17 protein-coding genes are annotated in these 17736 nt (G+C 67.5%); 10 read left to right on the plus strand and 7 right to left on the minus strand.

Going from position 1 to position 17736, the window contains the following annotated elements; translation table 11 throughout:
• Positions 1 to 6: 6 nt before the first annotated feature.
• Positions 7 to 291, plus strand: a complete 285-nt coding sequence (locus tag MKK88_RS04145; RefSeq protein WP_243997338.1) for a DUF167 domain-containing protein — start codon at positions 7 to 9, stop codon at positions 289 to 291.
• Positions 292 to 325: 34 nt separating this feature from the next.
• Here the strand turns inward: MKK88_RS04145 and MKK88_RS04150 are convergent, their stop codons facing one another.
• Both MKK88_RS04150 and MKK88_RS04155 read right to left on the minus strand, forming a co-directional pair.
• Complete coding sequence (locus MKK88_RS04150) at positions 326 to 1255, minus strand: 3-keto-5-aminohexanoate cleavage protein (protein ID WP_243997339.1); 930 nt, start codon at positions 1253 to 1255, stop codon at positions 326 to 328.
• Positions 1256 to 1257: 2 nt separating this feature from the next.
• Positions 1258 to 2181 (minus strand): 3-hydroxyacyl-CoA dehydrogenase, encoded by a 924-nt coding sequence (locus MKK88_RS04155; RefSeq protein WP_243997340.1) that lies wholly within the window; start codon positions 2179 to 2181, stop codon positions 1258 to 1260.
• A gap of 100 nt (positions 2182 to 2281) precedes the next feature.
• On the opposite strand from MKK88_RS04155, the gene MKK88_RS04160 reads away from it, so the two are divergent.
• From MKK88_RS04160 to MKK88_RS04175, 4 genes are all read left to right on the plus strand, one after another.
• A complete protein-coding gene (locus MKK88_RS04160) occupies positions 2282 to 2995 on the plus strand; it encodes a GntR family transcriptional regulator (RefSeq protein ID WP_243997341.1) in 714 nt (237 codons plus the stop codon).
• 2 nt (positions 2996 to 2997) lie between these two features.
• Positions 2998 to 3765, plus strand: a complete 768-nt coding sequence (locus MKK88_RS04165) for an SDR family oxidoreductase (protein ID WP_243997342.1) — start codon at positions 2998 to 3000, stop codon at positions 3763 to 3765.
• Between the two features lie 160 nt (positions 3766 to 3925).
• Positions 3926 to 6877 (plus strand): FAD-binding and (Fe-S)-binding domain-containing protein, encoded by a 2952-nt coding sequence (locus MKK88_RS04170; protein ID WP_243997343.1) that lies wholly within the window; start codon positions 3926 to 3928, stop codon positions 6875 to 6877.
• Between the two features lie 59 nt (positions 6878 to 6936).
• Positions 6937 to 7617: a GntR family transcriptional regulator gene (locus MKK88_RS04175; RefSeq protein ID WP_243997344.1), complete on the plus strand. Its 681-nt coding sequence runs from the start codon at positions 6937 to 6939 to the stop codon at positions 7615 to 7617.
• A 36-nt stretch (positions 7618 to 7653) separates the two neighbouring features.
• On the opposite strand, the gene MKK88_RS04180 is transcribed toward MKK88_RS04175, so the two are convergent.
• Positions 7654 to 8307 (minus strand): GntR family transcriptional regulator, encoded by a 654-nt coding sequence (locus tag MKK88_RS04180; protein ID WP_243997345.1) that lies wholly within the window; start codon positions 8305 to 8307, stop codon positions 7654 to 7656.
• Between the two features lie 475 nt (positions 8308 to 8782).
• On the opposite strand from MKK88_RS04180, the gene dctP reads away from it, so the two are divergent.
• The 5 genes from dctP to MKK88_RS04205 all read left to right on the plus strand — a co-directional run bounded on the left by dctP (position 8783) and on the right by MKK88_RS04205 (position 12693).
• Entirely contained in the window at positions 8783 to 9805 is a 1023-nt protein-coding gene (gene dctP, locus MKK88_RS04185; protein WP_243997346.1) for a TRAP transporter substrate-binding protein DctP, read from the plus strand.
• The gene (locus MKK88_RS04190; RefSeq protein ID WP_243997347.1) at positions 9802 to 10476 is read left to right on the plus strand and encodes a TRAP transporter small permease; all 675 of its coding nucleotides are present in this window, start codon (positions 9802 to 9804) and stop codon (positions 10474 to 10476) included. The genes dctP and MKK88_RS04190 overlap by 4 nt, the downstream gene beginning before the upstream one ends.
• Positions 10473 to 11825 carry a TRAP transporter large permease gene (locus MKK88_RS04195; RefSeq protein ID WP_243997348.1) on the plus strand — a complete coding sequence of 451 codons (1353 nt, stop codon included), beginning with the start codon at positions 10473 to 10475 and terminating at the stop codon, positions 11823 to 11825. Before MKK88_RS04190 ends, MKK88_RS04195 begins: the two co-directional genes overlap by 4 nt.
• Before the next feature lie 48 nt (positions 11826 to 11873).
• Positions 11874 to 12137 (plus strand): hypothetical protein, encoded by a 264-nt coding sequence (locus tag MKK88_RS04200; protein ID WP_243997349.1) that lies wholly within the window; start codon positions 11874 to 11876, stop codon positions 12135 to 12137.
• 88 nt (positions 12138 to 12225) lie between these two features.
• Positions 12226 to 12693: a YbaK/EbsC family protein gene (locus MKK88_RS04205; RefSeq protein WP_243997350.1), complete on the plus strand. Its 468-nt coding sequence runs from the start codon at positions 12226 to 12228 to the stop codon at positions 12691 to 12693.
• A 3-nt stretch (positions 12694 to 12696) separates the two neighbouring features.
• Here MKK88_RS04205 and MKK88_RS04210 read toward each other — a convergent pair whose 3' ends face one another.
• The 4 genes from MKK88_RS04210 to MKK88_RS04225 all read right to left on the minus strand — a co-directional run bounded on the left by MKK88_RS04210 (position 12697) and on the right by MKK88_RS04225 (position 17614).
• Complete coding sequence (locus MKK88_RS04210) at positions 12697 to 13509, minus strand: enoyl-CoA hydratase/isomerase family protein (protein ID WP_243997351.1); 813 nt, start codon at positions 13507 to 13509, stop codon at positions 12697 to 12699.
• A 23-nt stretch (positions 13510 to 13532) separates the two neighbouring features.
• A complete protein-coding gene (locus tag MKK88_RS04215) occupies positions 13533 to 14753 on the minus strand; it encodes a CaiB/BaiF CoA transferase family protein (RefSeq protein ID WP_243997352.1) in 1221 nt (406 codons plus the stop codon).
• Between the two features lie 7 nt (positions 14754 to 14760).
• Positions 14761 to 16053, minus strand: a complete 1293-nt coding sequence (locus MKK88_RS04220; RefSeq protein ID WP_243997353.1) for an MFS transporter — start codon at positions 16051 to 16053, stop codon at positions 14761 to 14763.
• Positions 16054 to 16363: 310 nt separating this feature from the next.
• Complete coding sequence (locus tag MKK88_RS04225; protein ID WP_243997354.1) at positions 16364 to 17614, minus strand: nitrate/nitrite transporter; 1251 nt, start codon at positions 17612 to 17614, stop codon at positions 16364 to 16366.
• Positions 17615 to 17736: the final 122 nt, after the last annotated feature.

Raw genomic sequence — 17736 nt, forward strand, 5'->3', positions numbered from 1 at the left:
GGCGCGATGACGGTTCGGCTGGCGGTGCGGCTCACGCCCCGCGGCGGGCGCGACGCTGCCGAGGGCTGGGCCCGCGACGAGAAGGGCCAGTCCTACCTGAAGGCCCGCGTCGCCGCGCCGCCGGTGGAGGGCGCCGCCAACGCGGCGCTCGAGAAGCTGATCGCCAAAGCCTTCAAGGTCAGCCGCGGCTCGGTGCGGATCGTGTCGGGCGACCAGAGTCGCCTGAAGATCCTGGAGATCGACGGGATCGGGCAGGCGGATCTGGAGCGAGTGTTCGGCCAGCCCGGCTAACCCGCCGAGCCGTTGCCAACAGCCAGACGCAGCCTCAGAACGCGACCTTGTCGCCCCCCTTCAGCGCCAGCATCTCGCGTGCCTCGTCGGGCGAGGCCACCGCGAGCCCCAGCCCCTCGATGATCGACCGGACCCGTCGGACCTGCGTGGCATTGGTCTCGGCGAGCTTGCCCGGCCCGTCCCAGAGACTGTCCTCCAGCCCGACGCGGACATGTCCACCCATCGCGGCCGCCATGGCGGCGATGTTCATCTGGTTGCGGCCTGCGCCTAGCACCGACCACCGATATTGATCGCCGAACAGTCGATCGGCGGTACGCTTCATGTGCATCACGTCGTCCGGATGCGCGCCGATCCCGCCCTGAAGCCCGAACACCGTCTGGATGAACAGGGGCGCCTGTACGAGGCCGCGATCGAAAAAGTATTTCAGGTTGTAAAGGTGCGCGGTGTCATAGCATTCGAACTCGAATTTCGTGCCGTTCGGCCCGCAGGTCGTCAGGATATGCTCGATCTGGCCGAACGTGTTGCGGAAGATGATGTCCTTGTTGCCGAGGTAGTCCCGCTCCCACTGGTGCTTCAGATCCTTGAACCGGTCCAGCATGCCGAACAGCCCGAAATTCATCGAGCCGAGATTCAGGGAGGCGACCTCCGGCTTGAACGTGGCGGCCGGGCGCACACGCTCCTCGATCGACATGGTCGGTGCGCCGCCGGTCGTGATGTTCACCACACAGGAGGACCGCTGCTTGATCACCGGCAGGAACGGGGCGAAGGCCTCCGGCGATTGATCGGGTTGGCCCGTCTCTGGGTTGCGGGCGTGCAGGTGAACGATGGCCGCCCCGGCCTCGGCGGCCCCAATGGCCGCATCGGCGATTTCTTCCGGGGTGACCGGCAGGTACGGTGACATGCTTGGCGTGTGAATCGCGCCGGTCACCGCGCAGGTGATAATGACTTTCCGCTGTGCGGCCATGATCAATCCTCGTGTGAAGCTTTGTGGGCGCGGAGCGCTGCCAGCCGCGCATCGCGGCGACGCATGCGGGCGGGCAGATCGGTTCTGGCCGGCCATTGGGCGAGGATCGCCTCGGTGGCCGGCGTCTCGTAGACCGAGGGCGGTGCGGGATCAGCTGCAAGGCGCTTGTAGAAATCGGTGTAGCGCATGCAGTAATCGGCGATGCCGCCCGGGGCGTTCAGCTCAATCGTCTCGAACGGGCCCATGAAGCTCCAGCGCAGACCCAGCCCGTCCGAGACGGTGCGGTCGAGGTCCTGCGGGGTCACGTAGCCGTCGGCGACCAGGCGGAACGCCTCCGCCAGCAGCGCACCCTGCAGTCGATTGAGGATGAACCCCTCGATCTCCTTCCGCACGGTGATCGGCACTTGGCCGATCTGCGTGTAGACCGCCCGGGCCCGAGCGAGTGCGTCGGGTGCGGTCCAGGGGGCGCCGGAAATTTCCACCAGCGGGATCAGATGCGGTGGGTTCACCGGGTGGCCGATCAGGCAGCGCGCCCGACCCGGCAGCGCTTCGGTGAACAGGGAACACCGGATCGCCGAGGACGATGAGGCCAAAATGGCCTCGACGGGCGCCTGCGCGTCGAGTTCGGCGAACAGCGCCTGCTTGGCGGCGAGCGTTTCCGGACCGTTTTCCTGGACGAAACCGACCCCTTCCAGGCACTCCGCGAGGCTCGCCGAGGACCGGATTCGGCGCCCGGCGGCGTCCGGTTCGGGGCACAGCCCGTTTCCCGCAAGGACATGAAGCCCCTCGACGCAGAGCGGGAGCGCCGCTTCGGCAACCCCGTCGGCGGCGTCGAACAGGCGCACGTCCCAACCGGCGCGGGCGAAGATCATCGCCCAGGACCGGCCGATCAGACCGACGCCCACGATCGCGACGCTGCCGGTCATGACGGCCCTCCCCGGATCTCATGCAGGCCGGCATGGCTGCTCGGGCGCTGTGATCACAGATCACTAGCGGGATCGATCCGGTTTCGTCTAGTCTCCGGCGATGGAGTCCCTGGCGGCCCTGGCCGACCTCCCGCAGCTGGATCGACGAACCCTCACCGACACCGCCTACGCGGCGCTCGCGGATCTCCTGGCCTCGGGTCGGCTCGCCCCCGGCGATAAGCTGTCCCTGCGCCGGAGCGCGGCGGCTTTCGGGGTCTCGGTCATGCCCGTCCGCGAGGCCGTGAGCCGCCTCGTCGCCGAGGGGGTCCTCGAAGTGGCCCCGGCGCGAATCATCCGCGTGCCGATCATGGGCGCGGAGGCATTTTGGTGCCTCGCCGAAACACGCATCGCCGTCGAAGGCTTCGCGGCCGCCCGCGCCGCGGACCGCCGGACGGAGGCCGAGCTCGACACGATCCGCCAGGTCGAGACGGCGTTCCGGGCCGAGGCGGAATCCCGTGAGCCTGATCGGATCCGGGCCGTCCAGCTTAACCGCGACCTGCACTTCGCTATCTACGGCGCATGCGGTTTGCCGCCGCTTTTGGAGATCATCGGCCGCCTTTGGTTGAAGGCCGGCCCGGTCATCAATCTCGATTTACGCGCCTGCCCGGAGCGCCTGCATCAGGGCTTCGCACTCAAGCGCCACGCCGAAGCCCGCGCTGCGATCGAGGCGCGCGACGGCCCGGCCGCCGCCGCCGCTATTGCCGCCGACATCCGCGCGGCGGCCGACTTCATCCTGTCCCGCGGCACATTGCGGGAGGAGCACGGAAAGGACTGATCATGGATCTTGGACTGGCAGGCTCACGGGTCCTGGTCACCGCAGGCGCCGCGGGGATCGGCCGCGCGATCGTGGACGCGTTCCTGGAGGAAGGTGCGCGGGTCTTCGCTTGTGACATCGACCCGGAAGCCCTGGACAGCCTGCCAGCGGGCGTCGGGCGCATCGTCACCGACGTTGCGGACCGAGCCGCCGTTGCGGCGATGATGGACGCCGCGATCGATCATCTCGGTGGGCTCGACGTGCTCGTGAACAATGCCGGCATCGCCGGTCCGACCGGTCGCGTGGAGGAGATCGCCCCCGAGGAATGGGACCGCTGTCTCACTGTCTGTCTGACAAGCCAGTTCAACTGCGCGCGCCTCGCCGTGCCGCACCTCCGGCAGAGCGCCAACGCCTCAATCGTCAACCTCTCCTCGGCGGCGGGCAAATTCGGCTTCGCCCTGCGTAGCCCCTATGCGGCGGCGAAATGGGGCGTCATCGGCTTCACCAAGTCGCTTGCCATCGAACTGGGCGGCGACGGCATTCGGGTCAACGCAATCCTGCCGGGGCTGGTCGCAGGAGACCGCCAACGGCGGGTGCTTGAGGCGAAGGCGCAGCAGCAGGGCACCAGCTTCGCCGAGATGGAGGCGCGCGCGTTCTCATTCGTCTCGATCAAGGATTACGTCACCGCCCGCCAGCTCGCTGACCAGATCTTGCTGCTCTGCTCTGAGCGGGGCCGGACCATCTCCGGCCAAGCCATTTCGATCGACGGGGATACGCGGATGCTGTCGTGACATCAGGGCCGCCCGGCTCGGTCCGGCCGTCACCGATCCGGTGTCGCTCGGCCAGTATCGCGCCGGATGCGCGCAGGGCGCACGCGGCGATTCCCGAGCGGCTGAATTTTGAATACATTCGCCGTCAGGTGGTTCCGGACCATCGCGGGAGGATGCGGACGTGACGGGAACGAGGGCTCAGACCGCGACCGCGCCGCGGGCAGCGGCGCGGCATGATGCCGGCTTGGCGCGCAGGCTGGCGGAGCAGCTGCAGGGTGAGGCGCGCTTCGATGCCTTCACTCGCGGGCGCTACAGCACCGACGCCTCGATCTACCAGATCATGCCCGCCGGCGTGGTGCTGCCGCGTTCGGCCTCCGACATCGCCGCGACCCTGCGCGTTGCCGGTGAGCATGGCGCGCCGGTGATCCTGCGCGGCGGCGGCACCTCACAGAACGGGCAGCCGATCGGCTCGGGACTGGTGATCGATTGCTCGCGCCACTTCAACGGCGTGCTCGCCTATGATCCGGAGGGCGGCACGATCACGGTCGAACCCGGCATGGTGCTGGAGCGCTTGAACAGCCGCATGAAGGCAGACGGCTGGTTCTTCCCCGTCGAGCCGTCCACGGCGACTCGCTGCACCATCGGCGGCATGGCGGGCAACAATTCCTGCGGCGCCCGCTCCCTCCGCTACGGCAAGATGAGCGACAACGTCCTCTCCCTCAACGCGCTCTTCAATGACGGCGAGGCCTTCACGTTCGGCCTGACCGGCAACGCGGTGACCGGAGTCACCGGATCCGCCCGCGCCGAAACCCTGGCCGAGCGGCTGCGTGCTTTGGCCCACGAGCATCGGGATGAGATCGGACTCCGCTATCCGAAGGTGCAGCGGCGGGTTGGTGGCTACAATCTGGACGCGCTGATCGAGCCGGGCCCGAACCTCGCGCATCTGCTGGTGGGCTCGGAGGGCACACTGGCCGCCACCACGGCGGTGACGCTGAAGCTCTCGCGCCTGCCGACACACCGGGTGATGGGCGTCTGCCATTTCCCGTCGTTCCGCGCCGCGATGGAGACCACGCAGCATATCGTGGCCCTCGATCCGGTGGCGGTCGAGCTGGTGGACAACAACGTCCTCGTGCTCGGCGCCGATATCCCGCTCTTCCGGACGACGCTCGCCGACATCACCCGCGGCAAGCCGAACTGCCTGCTGCTGACGGAATTCGCTGGTGATGATCTCGCCGTTCTCAAGCGTGACCTGAAGCGCCTCAAGGCCTGCCTGGCCGATCACGGCTATCCGGACGCGGTCGTCGAGATCGTGGAGCCGGCCCGGCAGAAAGCCGTCTGGGAGGTGCGGGAGGCCTGCCTCAACATCATGATGTCGATGAAGGGCGACGCCAAACCGGTCTCGTTCATCGAGGATTGCGCGGTGCCGTTGGAGCACCTCGCCGACTACACCGACGCGGTCACGGAGGTCTTCACCAAGCACGGCACCCGCGGCACGTGGTACGCCCACGCCTCGGTGGGTTGCCTGCACGTACGCCCGATCCTGAACATGAAGGAGGGGGGCGACGTCGCGAAGATGCGCGCCATCGCGGAGGAGACCTCCGAGCTGGTGCGTCGCTACAAAGGTTCCTATTCCGGCGAGCACGGCGACGGGATCTCCCGCTCCGAATACATCGCGCCGCTATTCGGTCCGGTCCTGACTTCCGCTTTCGAGACCGTGAAGGACGCCTTCGATCCCGAGAACCGGCTCAATCCCGGCAAGATCGTCCGCCCGCTCACCATGGACGACCGCGCGCTGTTCCGGTTCAAGCCGGATTACGCGGTGACGCAGCCGATGCAGACGGCGCTCGACTGGTCGGATTGGGGCGGCTTCGGCGCCGCGGTGGAGATGTGCAACAACAACGGCACCTGCCGGAAGCTGGCAGGCGGTGCCATGTGCCCGTCCTATCGGGCGACGCGGGAGGAGCAGCACCTCACCCGCGGGCGCGCGAACTCTCTGCGGCTCGCCATCTCCGGACAGCTCGGCAAGGACGCGTTCACCAGCCCGGAGATGAAGCGGACCCTCGACCTCTGCGTCTCCTGCAAGGCCTGCCGGCGGGAATGCCCAACCGGCGTCGATATGGCCAAGATGAAGATCGAGTTCCTGCACCATTACCACGCCCGGCACGGGCTACCGCTGCGCGAGCGGCTGATCGCACAGATGCCGGTCTATGCCGGCGCGGCCGCCAAGCTCGCGCCGCTGCTCAACCTGCGGGACCGGCATCCGGCACTGGCGCGACTCTCTGAAAAGTTTGCCGGTCTCTCGGCCAAGCGGTCGCTGCCGCGCTGGCGCCGGCCCTGGAGCGAGCAGGGGGAGGCTGCTCATCCGGGCGACGTGCAGGGCGATTTTCGCGACATCATCCTGTTCGGCGATACCTTCAACCGCGCCTTCGAGCGCGAGAACCTGGAGGCGGCCGAACGCGTTCTGAGCGCCGCCGGCTATCGCCTGCACCGGGTCTACCCGAACCGCGGCCGACGTCCCCTCTGCTGTGGCCGGACTTGGCTCGCCTCGGGCCAGACCGACCGGGCGCGGCAGGAGGCGCAGCGGACCCTCGACACGTTCCTCCCCTTCATCCGGGCGGGGGCGCGGGTGGTCGGCCTGGAACCGTCCTGCCTTCTTACCTTCCGGGATGAGTTTGGATCTCTCCTGCCGGGACCGGACACTGCGCTCCTCGCCCGGCAATCGCTGCTGTTCGAGGAATTGCTGGCCACCGACCTCGCCGCGGGGCGGATCGAGCTCCCTCTGGCGCATCAGGGGGGCCGCGTGGCCCACCTCCACGGGCATTGCCACCAGAAATCCTTTGGCCTGATGGGCTCGGTGGAAACGGTGCTGCGCGCCGTGCCGGGGCTCGACGTGCGGGTGATCGAGTCGAGCTGCTGCGGCATGGCCGGGGCCTTCGGTTACAGGCCGGAATCGATCGAGACGTCCTTCGCCATGGCCGAGCTGTCGCTGTTCCCGGCGTTGCGGGCCAAGGCGGCCGACGATCTGGTGGTTGCGGACGGGACAAGCTGCCGGCATCAAATCCACGACGGGCTCGGGCTCCGTGCGGAACATGTGGCCCGCATTCTCGATCGGGCGCTCACGCCTCGACACTGAATCGCCGGACACCTACAGAGGGATGACAGGCGCGCTGACCTGCCATGCGTCGGGGGACCATGAACAAGATCGAGGCCGGGATCGGAATCAGCCGCCGCTACCTCCATGACCAAGTGGCGGACCGGATGCGCGAGCTGATCCGATCCGGCGAGATGGAGCCGAAGGCGCGGATCAACGAGGGCGAGCTGACGGAACGCTTCGGCATTTCGCGTACGCCGCTCCGCGAGGCGATCAAAATCCTGGCGACCGAGGGTCTGCTCGAGCTTCTGCCGAATCGCGGTGCGCGCGTGGCCAGCATCTCCGAGACGGAGCTTGAGGAGATGATGGAGGTCATCGCCGGCCTCGAGGCCACCGCCGGCGATCTGGCGTGCCGCACGATCAGCGATGCGGAGATCGACGCCATCGTCACGGACCATGAGGCGATGGTCCTGGCCTGGAAGGCGAGCAACGAGGCTGGCTATTTCAGCCACAACCGCCGCATCCACGAGGCCATCATGGCGGCCAGCCGGAACACGGTGCTGGCCAACATCTACGCCAGCCTGTCGGGACGGATCCAGCGGTCGCGCTACTCCGCGCACCAGACCCCGGACCAGTGGTCCCGCGCGATCGCCGAGCACGAGCGCATGATCGAACTGTTGCGCGCCCGTGACGGCGCCGCGCTCGCCGTACTCCTGCGGGAGCACATCCGCGGGAAAAAGTCGGTGATCGCGGCCAATTACGGTGCCGCCGAGGCGGTTTGAGCGAACAGACCCGCAGCGGGATCGTGACGTCCGCGCTCAAGCGGCGCTCGGCGGACGCAGGCCGGCCACGAGATCGGTGAATCGGTCGCCCTGCACGATCACGTGGCTGCGCAGGGCATCGGCCGCCTGCGTCGCGTCACCGGCTAGGATCGCGGCCACGATGGCTTCGTGCTCAGCGAGCGATTGCGGCACGCGCTGGCGCACGCGCAGTTGCAGGCGGCGATACGGTGCCAGCCTGCGATGGAGCGAGAGAGCCTGATCGGCCAAAAAATCATTGTGGCTCGCCCGGTATACGACGGTGTGGAACACGTAATTCTCGGCGTAATAGGCTTCCGCATCCTCGGTCATCATGGCGTCGCGGCAGCCCGACAGGGCGCCCTGCAAAGCGGCCGCGTCATCAGCTGTGAGGCGCCGGGCCGCAAGCCGCCCGCACGCCGCCTCGATCTCCGCCATGGTCTCGAACATGGCGAGGAGAAGATGCGGCTCGGGCACGCTCACGATTGCGCCCCGCCGCGGCTTCGTTTGAATGAGGCCCGTCGCGGCGAGCTGCAACAGCGCCTCCCGGATCGGCGTCCGCGAGACCCCGAACCGCGCCGCGAGCTGATTCTCGTCGAGGCGCGATCCGAGCGCCAGTTCGCCCGAGACGATTTCGTCCTCGATCCGCTGCTTCAGACGCTGCGCGTGGCTCATCCGCCCCGATCCCCTTCCTGCACGGTGAATCCGCCGGAGCGGGCCCTCCCTCCTCCGCCGACTCTGCAAAAGGCCACGCTGCCGCGTAGGCGCAGCATCGTTCCGGCGCGACACCCAAGGACCCACGAGCGCCCGATCGTTCGTCGGCCCTGCCCCTGCCGTCACCTGCATGGACCAGACGGCGCGCTCTGGACGGCGCGATCAGCGCGCTCGTCCCAGTATGCAGGCCTCATGGAGATGGGCAGACCGGAATGAATCACCGTTCTCAACCGTCTTTGATGGGTTGTGTCACCGACCGTACGGACGACCGGCTGACGGCGCGTTTCGGCTGCCAACACCCGGTATGTTCCGTCGGGCATTATGCTTCCGCATTGACAAAATATACAAGCGGGTCATTCATGCATACATAGAGACGGTGCGCATAATGCACCGCACAACAATGAAGCCGTGTTATTTTGCGGTGCGGGAGAGCATCATGACGCCTACTCGTCGCTCGTTGGTTGCAGCAACACTTGCAGCACCAGCCCTGCTGAGGTTTGGTCTGGGCTCTGCGCAGGCCGCCACGACGTTGAAGCTGTCGCACCAGTTTCCCGGCGGGACCATCGACGAGGGCGATTTCCGCGATCGCATGTGCCGGAAATTCGCCAAAACGGTCGCGGAGCGTTCCAAAGGTGCGATCGAGATCCAGGTCTATCCCGGCTCCTCGCTGATGAAGACGAACGCCCAGTTCGGCGCCATGCGGAAGGGCGCCCTCGACATGTCGCTCTACCCGAGCCCCTATGCGGGCGGCGAGGTGCCCGAAATGAATATCGGGCTGATGCCGGCGCTGGTGACCTCCTACGCGCAGGCGATCGCCTGGAAGAACGCGCCGGTCGGCCGCAAGCTGACCGAGATCCTGGATTCCAAGGGCATCATCCTCGTCTCCTGGGTCTGGCAGGCAGGCGGGGTCGCGAGCCGTGAGCGCCCCCTCGTCAGCCCGGCCGACGCCAAGGGCATGAAGGTCCGCGGCGGTTCGCGCGAAATGGACATGATGATGAAGGAGGCGGGCGCCGCCACCCTCTCGATCCCGTCGAACGAATCCTACGCGGCGATGCAGACCGGCGCCTGCGACGCGGTCATCACCTCCTCGACCAGCCTGATCTCGTTCCGCCTGGAGGAGCTGGCCAAGGCGCTGACCTCGGGCCGGGAACGCTCCTACTGGTTCATGCTCGAACCGATCATGATGTCCAAGATCGTCTTCACCGGTCTGCCGAAGGAGCAGCAGGACCTGATCATGGCGGTGGGCGGTGAACTCGAGGCGTTCGGGCAGGCCGGCGCGAAGGAAGACGATACGCGCGTCGAGGAGATTTTCTCCAAGGCCGGCGCCAAGGTCTCGCAGCTCGACGAGAAGTCCCTGGGTGAATGGCGCGACCTCGCCCGTGGCACGGCCTGGAAGGATTACGCGGCCAAGAACGCCAACTGCGCGGAGCTGCTCAAGCTCGCGGAGCAGGTCGCGTGAGCCACGGCTTCGACGCCGCGACGGCTTCCGCCGAATCCCGAGCCGGCGACGAGCCACGGCTGCCTGGACTGCTGGGCGTCTTCGACCGGGCGATGCGCCTGCTGAACCGGGTGATCCTCGGGATCGGCGGTCTCTGCCTCGTGGCAGCCTGCCTGGTGCTGACCCACAGCGTCGTCGTCCGCTACCTCCTGAAGGAGCCGACCGAGTGGCAGGACGAGATGGCGGTATTCCTGATCATCGGGGCCACCTTCCTGTCGGCCGCCGGGGTTCAGGCCAAGCGCGGCCATGTGGCGATTGAGGCCCTGACGGGCCTGCTGCCGCCGGGTGCCAACCGGGTCCGGCTGCTGCTCGCCGACGTGATCAGCCTCGCCTTCTGCCTGTTCTTCGCGTGGAAGAGCTGGTCCCTCGACCACGAGGCCTGGACCGACGGTCAGGTTTCGCAATCGACATGGGGGCCGCCGCTGTGGATTCCCTACACGCTGATGGCAGCCGGCATGAGCCTGCTGTGCCTGCAATTCGTCCTGCAGATCGCCGAGGCGCTGGCCTACGGGCCGAAGGCCGCCGGCTGGGCGAAACCGAAGATCGGCCTGGGTGCTGATCTCAACCAGACGATCGCGCCGGAGGGGCCGGATCCGATGGGCCGGACGGTCACCGCGAAGGGTCAACGATGAGCACCGCCGCGATCGGCTTCCTCTACGCGGGTGCCACCCTCGGGGCGATGCTGTCGGGCATCCCCATCGCGTTCGCGCTGGGCTTCGTGGCGCTGGCCTTCATGGTGGCGTTCATGCCGGGCGCCTCCCTCGATACGGTGGCGCAGAACGTCTACGAGGAGATGGCCTCGATCACCCTGCTGTCGATCCCGCTCTTCATCCTCAAGGGTGCGGCGATCGGACGGTCCCGGGCAGGCCAGGATCTCTACTCGGCCATGCATGCCTGGATGCACCGCATCCCCGGCGGCTTGGGCATCGCCAACGTCTTCGCCTGCGCGCTGTTCGCCGCCATGGCGGGTTCGAGCCCGGCGACCTGCTCGGCGATCGGCTCAGCCGGTATCCCGGAGATGCGCAAGCGCGGCTACTCGCCGGGCTTCGCGGCCGGGATCATCGCGGCCGGCGGCACGCTGGGCATCCTGCTGCCGCCCTCGATCACCATGATCCTGTACGCGGTGGCCGCGGAGCAATCGCTCGGGCGCCTGTTCCTGGCCGGTATCGGGCCGGGGCTGCTCCTCGTCTCTTTGTTCGCCACGTGGTCGATGATCCGCTTCCGCTCGGAATACGCGACCGCCAAGGCGGCTCTGGAGCGCGGCGGCCCGGCCTCGCCGATCCTGGCGGACGAGCAGTACAGCATGGCGCAGCGCTTCTCGACGCTGCCGCGGGTGCTGCCCTTCGTGGTGCTGCTGACCGGCGTGATGGTGGCGCTCTATGGCGGCTATTCCACGCCTTCGGAGACGGCGGGGCTCGGTGGCTTGCTGGCGCTGGCGCTGATCGCCGCGATCTACGGCGTTTGGCGATTCCGGGACGTCAGCCCGATCCTGACCGCGACGTTGCGCGAATCCACCATGCTGATGCTGATCATCGGCATGTCGCTGCTCTACGCCTACGTGATGAGCTACCTGCACATCTCGCAATCGGCCGCGCAGGCGATCGTGGCGATGCAGCTCTCGCCCTGGGTCCTGCTGGTGACGATCCTGTCGTTGGTGATCGTGCTGGGCTTCTTCCTGCCACCGGTCTCGATCATCCTGATGACGGCACCGATCATCCTGCCGCCCCTCAAGGCCGCCGGGTTCGATCTGGTGTGGTTCGGCGTGGTGATGACCATCACCATGGAGATGGGGCTGATCCACCCGCCGGTGGGGCTCAACATCTTCGTCATCAAGAACATCGCGCCGGATATCCCGCTCTCTGACATCATCTGGGGCACCCTGCCCTTCGTGCTGCTGATGACGGTGGCGATCCTGATCCTGTGCCTCGTGCCGGGGATCGCGATGTGGCTGCCGGATCTGTTGCTGGCGACGACGCGGTAGGCGGCGCAGCGGGTCGCGTCGCCGCCTGCGTCGCGCTATCACCGGGAAATGACCGATCTCCGGACGATCCAGATGCTGCACGCGGCCAACATCATCGCCGAGGATGAGATCGACGCGAGCGTCGAGGCCTTCCTGCAGGGTGTGGTGGCCGAGCCTTACCGGTTCCGAAGTGGCCACCGGGTGAACCTCGTCAAGGCGGTGCGTAGCCACCCCGGGGCGCAGGAATTCGTCGGGCGCGCGAATGTCGGCACGTCGCTGAAGCGCCCCTTCGTCCGAGCGGCGATCCTGCAGGCACGGCCGCTGAAGGAGTGAGCGGGCATCTGGCGTTCGCATAGCTGCCGAGCTGCGGCTCAGTTGAGTGCTTGATGCGATCAAGCCTGCCCCTGCACGAGAAACACCGATGAGCTTCGACTCCGTCCGGGCGTTCTTCGCCGAGAGGGCGCCTGATATCGCCGTCCTCGAACTGGAGACCCGCACCGCGACCGTGGCGGAAGCCGCCGCCGCCCATGGCGTCGCGCCGGCGCAGATCGCCAAGACGCTCTCGCTGCGGATCGGCGATCGGGTCGTCCTGGTTGTGACCCGCGGTGATGCCCGCCTCGACAACAGGAAGGCCAAGGCGGCCCTCGGCGGCAAGGTTCGGATGCTGGATCTCGCCGAGGTCGAGCCCATCACCGGCCATCCGGTCGGCGGCGTCTGCCCGTTCGGCCTGAGCGCGCCCCTGACGGTCTATTGCGACGTCTCGCTCAAGGCGTTCGATGAGGTCGTGCCGGCCGCCGGAAGCCCGCACAGCGCGGTCCGGATCGCCCCGGAGCGGATGGCCGCGCTGACCGCCGCCACCTGGGTAGATATCTGCGCGGCGGCCGGCTGAGCCTCAGCGCCCCGACCAGTTCGGCACGCGCTTGCCGAGGAACGCCTCCATCCCCTCCCGAAAGTCCTGGCTCATGTAGCACATGAGGATCAGGTCATCGCCCGGATGTGCCTCGCCCTCGGCAGGCGTCTCTTCCTCGGCGAGGCGGCGCAGACCTTCCTTGGTCGCCTGCATGGTCAGCGGCGCGTGGCCGGCGAGCAGTTGCGCAAGGGTATCGACTCGCTCGGTGAGCGCGGCCCGATCCTCGACCATCTCGCTGATGAGCCCGATCGCCAGCGCCTCCTCGGCGCCGACGAGGCGCGCGGTGAAGATGATGTCCTTGACCCGTGCGGCGCCGATCAGTCCGGACAGGCGCTTGAGGTTCCCCTGGCTCAGGCAGTTGCCGAGCGTCCGGGCGATCGGGAAGCCGAACCGGGCGTCGCGGGTGGCGATACGGAGGTCGCAGGCGGCCGCGATCGCAGCGCCCCCGCCCGTGCAGGCCCCCGCGATCGCCGCGATGGTCGGCACCCGCAGCCGCTCCAGCGTGCCGAGCACCCGATCCATGAAGCGCTCGTAACCCAGCGCGTCCTCGGCGGTCTTGAAGGCGCGGAACTGCGCAATGTCGGTGCCGGCCGCGAAGGCCTTGTCGCCGGCGCCGGTGATGATCAGCGCCTTCGCGGCCGGGTTCTCGGCGATCGCCTCGCAGCAGGTGATCAGGCCCTGATACATCGCGAAGGTCAGCGCGTTGCGCGCCTGCGGCCGGTTCAGCACGATCCGGGCGATGCCGGCCTCGTCGATGGTGAACAGCAACTCGTCGGTTTCGGGCGTGGCACTCATTGGAACGGTCTCCGGGCGTCGGGTCAGGCGACGGTCTCGCGGACGACGCCCCGCGTGATCAGGCTGTCGATCTCGGTCGGCCCATAGCCGGCTTCAGCCAGGATTGCCCGGGAATGCTCGCCGAGCAACGGGGCCGGCCCGTGGACGCGGCCGGGCGTGTCGGAGAACTTCACCGGCAGGCCCAGCGTCTTCATCCGCCCGACCCGCGGGTGATCGATCTCGACGACCATCTCGCGCGCCCGGGTCTGCGGATCCCGGTGCATCGCGTTCACGTCGAGCACCGGCCCGGCCGGGACGCCGCCGGCCTCGAGCCGGGCCAGCCATTCGGCGGATGCGTGCGCCTTGAAAATCGGCGCCAGCGTCGCGGCGAGTGCCTGCCGGTTGGCCATCCGGTCGCGGTTCAGGACGAAGCGCGGATCCTCGGCCAGGGCGTCGGCGCCGATCGCCTTGAGCAGGCGCAGCCAGTTGGTCTGGTTGGCCGCCCCGATGGTGATCCAGCCGTCCGAAGTCTCGAACGCCTCGTAGGGGGCGTTCAGCGGGTGGGCCGAGCCCATCGGGCCGGGCGCAATCCCGGTCGCCATGGCGATGGCCGATTGCCAGTAGGTGTGGGTGATCCCGGCCTCGAACAGCGAGGTGTCGACTGCCTGTCCCTTCCCGGTCCGAAGCCGGTTGGAATAGGCCGCCAGCACGCCCATCGCGGCGAGGATGCCGGCGGTGATGTCGGTCACCGGCGGCCCGCACTTCATCGGTGGACGGCCCGGCCCCTCCCCGGTCACCGACATGAGGCCGCTCATGCCCTGGGCGACCAGGTCGAACCCGGCGCGGTCGGCATAGGGGCCGGTGCGGCCGAAGCCGGAGAGCGAGCAGTAGACGAGTTCCGGAAACTCCTCACGCAGCGTCTCGTAGCCGATCCCGAGGCGCTCCATCGTTCCGCCGCGGTAATTCTCGATCAGCGCGTCGGCGCCCTTGAGCAGGCGGCGCAGCACCGCGATCCCATCCGGATCCTTCAGATCGAGGCTGATGCCGCGCTTGCCGCGGTTCATCATCATGTAGGCGGCGCTCTCGCCCTCCAGGGCGGGCGGGACAGTGCGGCGGGTATCGTCGCCGTCCATCTTCTCGACCTTGATGACCTCCGCCCCCATATCGGCGAGCATCAGCCTGCAGACCGGGCCGGCCATGATATGCGCGAGTTCGATCACCCGCATGCCGGCGAGCGGGCCGGAACGCCCCGTCATCTCCGTCATGGCAGACCTACTCCCCCGGCTGAACTGTTGCGGCGGATCCGAGCGGGCGCTCGGCCGGCTCAACGAATTCGCGCTCGGGATGCATCGTGAAGGCGAGGCCGGCGCCGAGCAAGCACAGGCCGATCGAGCCGACGAACGGCAAGGTCCAGCTCCCCGTCAGATCGACGATCACACCAAACACGATGGGGGAGATAATCGCCGCCACGGCCGAACCGGTGTTCATCAGGCCGCTGGCGGTGCCGGCATATTTCGGCGCGATGTCCATGGGCACCGACCAGATCGGCCCGATCACGAGTTCCGCGAAGAAGAAGCCCGAGGAGAGGAGCAGCGCGACGAGCGTCAGGTCGCGGGTCATGAACACGCCCGCAAGGCTCGCGGCCGCGCCGAGGAAGCCGACCACGATCACCGAGAGCCGGGCCAGCTTCACCTTGCCGGTGCGGTGCAGGATGAAGTCGCTCATCATGCCACCGACCGTGTCGCCGACCACGCCAGCGAAGAACACCCCCGAGGCGAACAAAGCCGAATTCTTGAGGTCCAGGCTGTAATTTTCCTTGAAGAAGCTCGGGAGCCAGCCGAGGAACAACCACAGGGTCCAACCGTAGCAGAAGTACGTGACCGTGACCGGCAGCATCCGGCGGGTCAACGCACCCCACGGCACGGATTGCTTCGCTCCGACCTTGCGCGGCGGGGGCAATGTCTCGAGTTCGGCCTGGGTGATCGCCGGATGGTCGGAGGGGTCGTCGCGGAAATAGGTGTACCAGATCGCCACCCAGACGAAGCTGAGTGCGCCCAGGATCACGAAGCTGGTGCGCCACCCGAAGTGCCAGATCAGGAAGGCGACGATCGGCGGCGCCACGGCGTTGCCCAGCCGGCTGAACGCGTGCGTGATACCTTGGGCGAAGCCGCGTTTGCCGGGCGCCGTCCAATTCTGCATGGCGCGGGTGGCAGTCGGGAAGGTCGCGCCCTCGCCGAAGCCGAGCAGCACGCGCGCCATGAACAGGCTCGCGATCCCGCCGACCATACCGGTCAGGATCGTGGCGGTCGCCCAGATCACGCCGCAGGCCAGCAAGGTGCGCCGGGCACCGAACTTGTCGCCGACCGAGCCGCCGATCACTTGGAAGATCGCATAAGGGTAGGCGAAGGCCGACAGGATCAGGCCGAAATCGGTCTTCGACATGCCGAAATCGCGCATGATCTCGGCGCCAGCCGTGGCGATATTCACCCGGTCCAGATAGGTGATGAAGTACATCACGCAGAGCAGGCCGAGCACGCCGTTTGTGGCGCTGAAGCGCTTCGACATCGACCGTTCCTTCCCATCGGGGCGCCGCCGCTGACGACCGCCTGGTGCCTCAACCTGCGGTTGGGCACTCTCTCGTAATGCATTATTCAAACGCTTCGGGAGCCGAATGGCAACCGGGAATTATGCTTGTCCGAGGCCCGGTGATGGGGCTCCGACGAAAACGGGGGCCGCGAGGGCCCCCGTTTGAGGTCAATTGATCTGTCTCGGCTCGGAGCCCTGCCCGATCGCGTTGCAATCGCGCGGGGCGCGACGCTGTTGTTGCGCGGTGCGCTCTTGCGCGGAGCCGGTGTCCACTCCGGCGGACAGAGCTCTAAGCGGTTGCCGGCCGCAGCTGCTCAGTCTGCCCGTCAGGGGCCGCACCCATCGCCTTGCCGCGCGGCCCGACCCAGTTGCCGACCCACTTGCGCTGCCACAGGGCGAGGCAGCCCAGCACGACGGCCGTGAAGGCGGCATAGCCGATGAAGCCGAGCGAGAACGAGCCGGTATATTGCTTCGACAGGCCCATGACGTTCGGCAGAATCGCGCCGCCGAGCGCCCCGATCTCGCCAATCATCGAACCGGCCACCGCGGTGTTCGCCGGCCAGCGCAGGGGCACAAGCTGGAACAGCGCGCCGTTGCCGGCGCCGAGCGCCGCGAAGCAGAGCATGAACAGAAGCGTCGTCAGCGCCAGCGACGGAGTCGCGGTCAGCGACAGGAAGGTCGCGATGGCACCGAGCAGCACCACCGACAGAACCGCGATCCCGCCCATTCGGTCGGCGAAATAGCCGCCGACGATCCGGATGCCCGAGCCCATGAAGGCCGCCAGCATGGTCAGCCGCCCGGCCTCGACCTTCGTCACGGCGAACTGTTCGTAGAAGAAGGTCGGCAGGAAGTTCGACAGGCCGACGAAGCCGCCGAAGGTGATGACGTAGATCAGCGAGAACGCCCAGCCGTCCTTCGTGAACAGGCAGGAGATGTGCTCCTTGAACGACTGGTGCTCGTTATCCGGCGGCTCCTTGGCCAGGACGATCATGACCACCAGCGGCAACAACATGACGAGGCCCGCGAAGGCGTAGGTCGTCTGCCAGCCATAGGCCTGCGCCAGAGGCGGGGCGAACAGCACGGCCAGAACGGTGCCGGAATTGCCGGCGCCGGCGATGCCCATGGCGAGCCCCTTATGCTCCGGCGGGAACCAACCGGAGCCGAGCGACAGCGCCACACCGAAGGACGCGCCCGCGATACCGAGCAGCACGCCCATGGCCAGCACGTCGTTGTAGGAGGAGACGAACAGATAGCCGTAGGCCATCGCGAGCATGATCACGCTCATCTCGACGATCGCAGCGTTCTTCCGGCCGATATACTGAGCCAGGACGCCCAGCGGGAAACGCATCAGCGCACCCGCCAGAATTGGCAGCGAGATCATGAAGCCGGTCTGAGCCGGTGTCAGCTTGTAGGTCTCGGTGATGAACGGGCCCATGGCGCCGTTCAGGACCCAGATCGCGAAGCAGAAATCGAAGTAGAGGAATGCGGCGAACAGCGTCGGGGGGTGACCCGACTTCATCACGGTCTTGAAGCTGGCCATTGCGGGTGCTCGTCATAGAAAGGCGAACCGTCACGCGGTCGCTCATGCCGGGGATCCGGACTCACACCGTCCGCTGTCTGGAGCGTCGTTGCTCCGCCGCCGCAGCAGGCGCGGCGCAGTCG

This window comes from Methylobacterium sp. E-005, assembly GCF_022829725.1.
Taxonomy (GTDB): domain Bacteria; phylum Pseudomonadota; class Alphaproteobacteria; order Rhizobiales; family Beijerinckiaceae; genus Methylobacterium.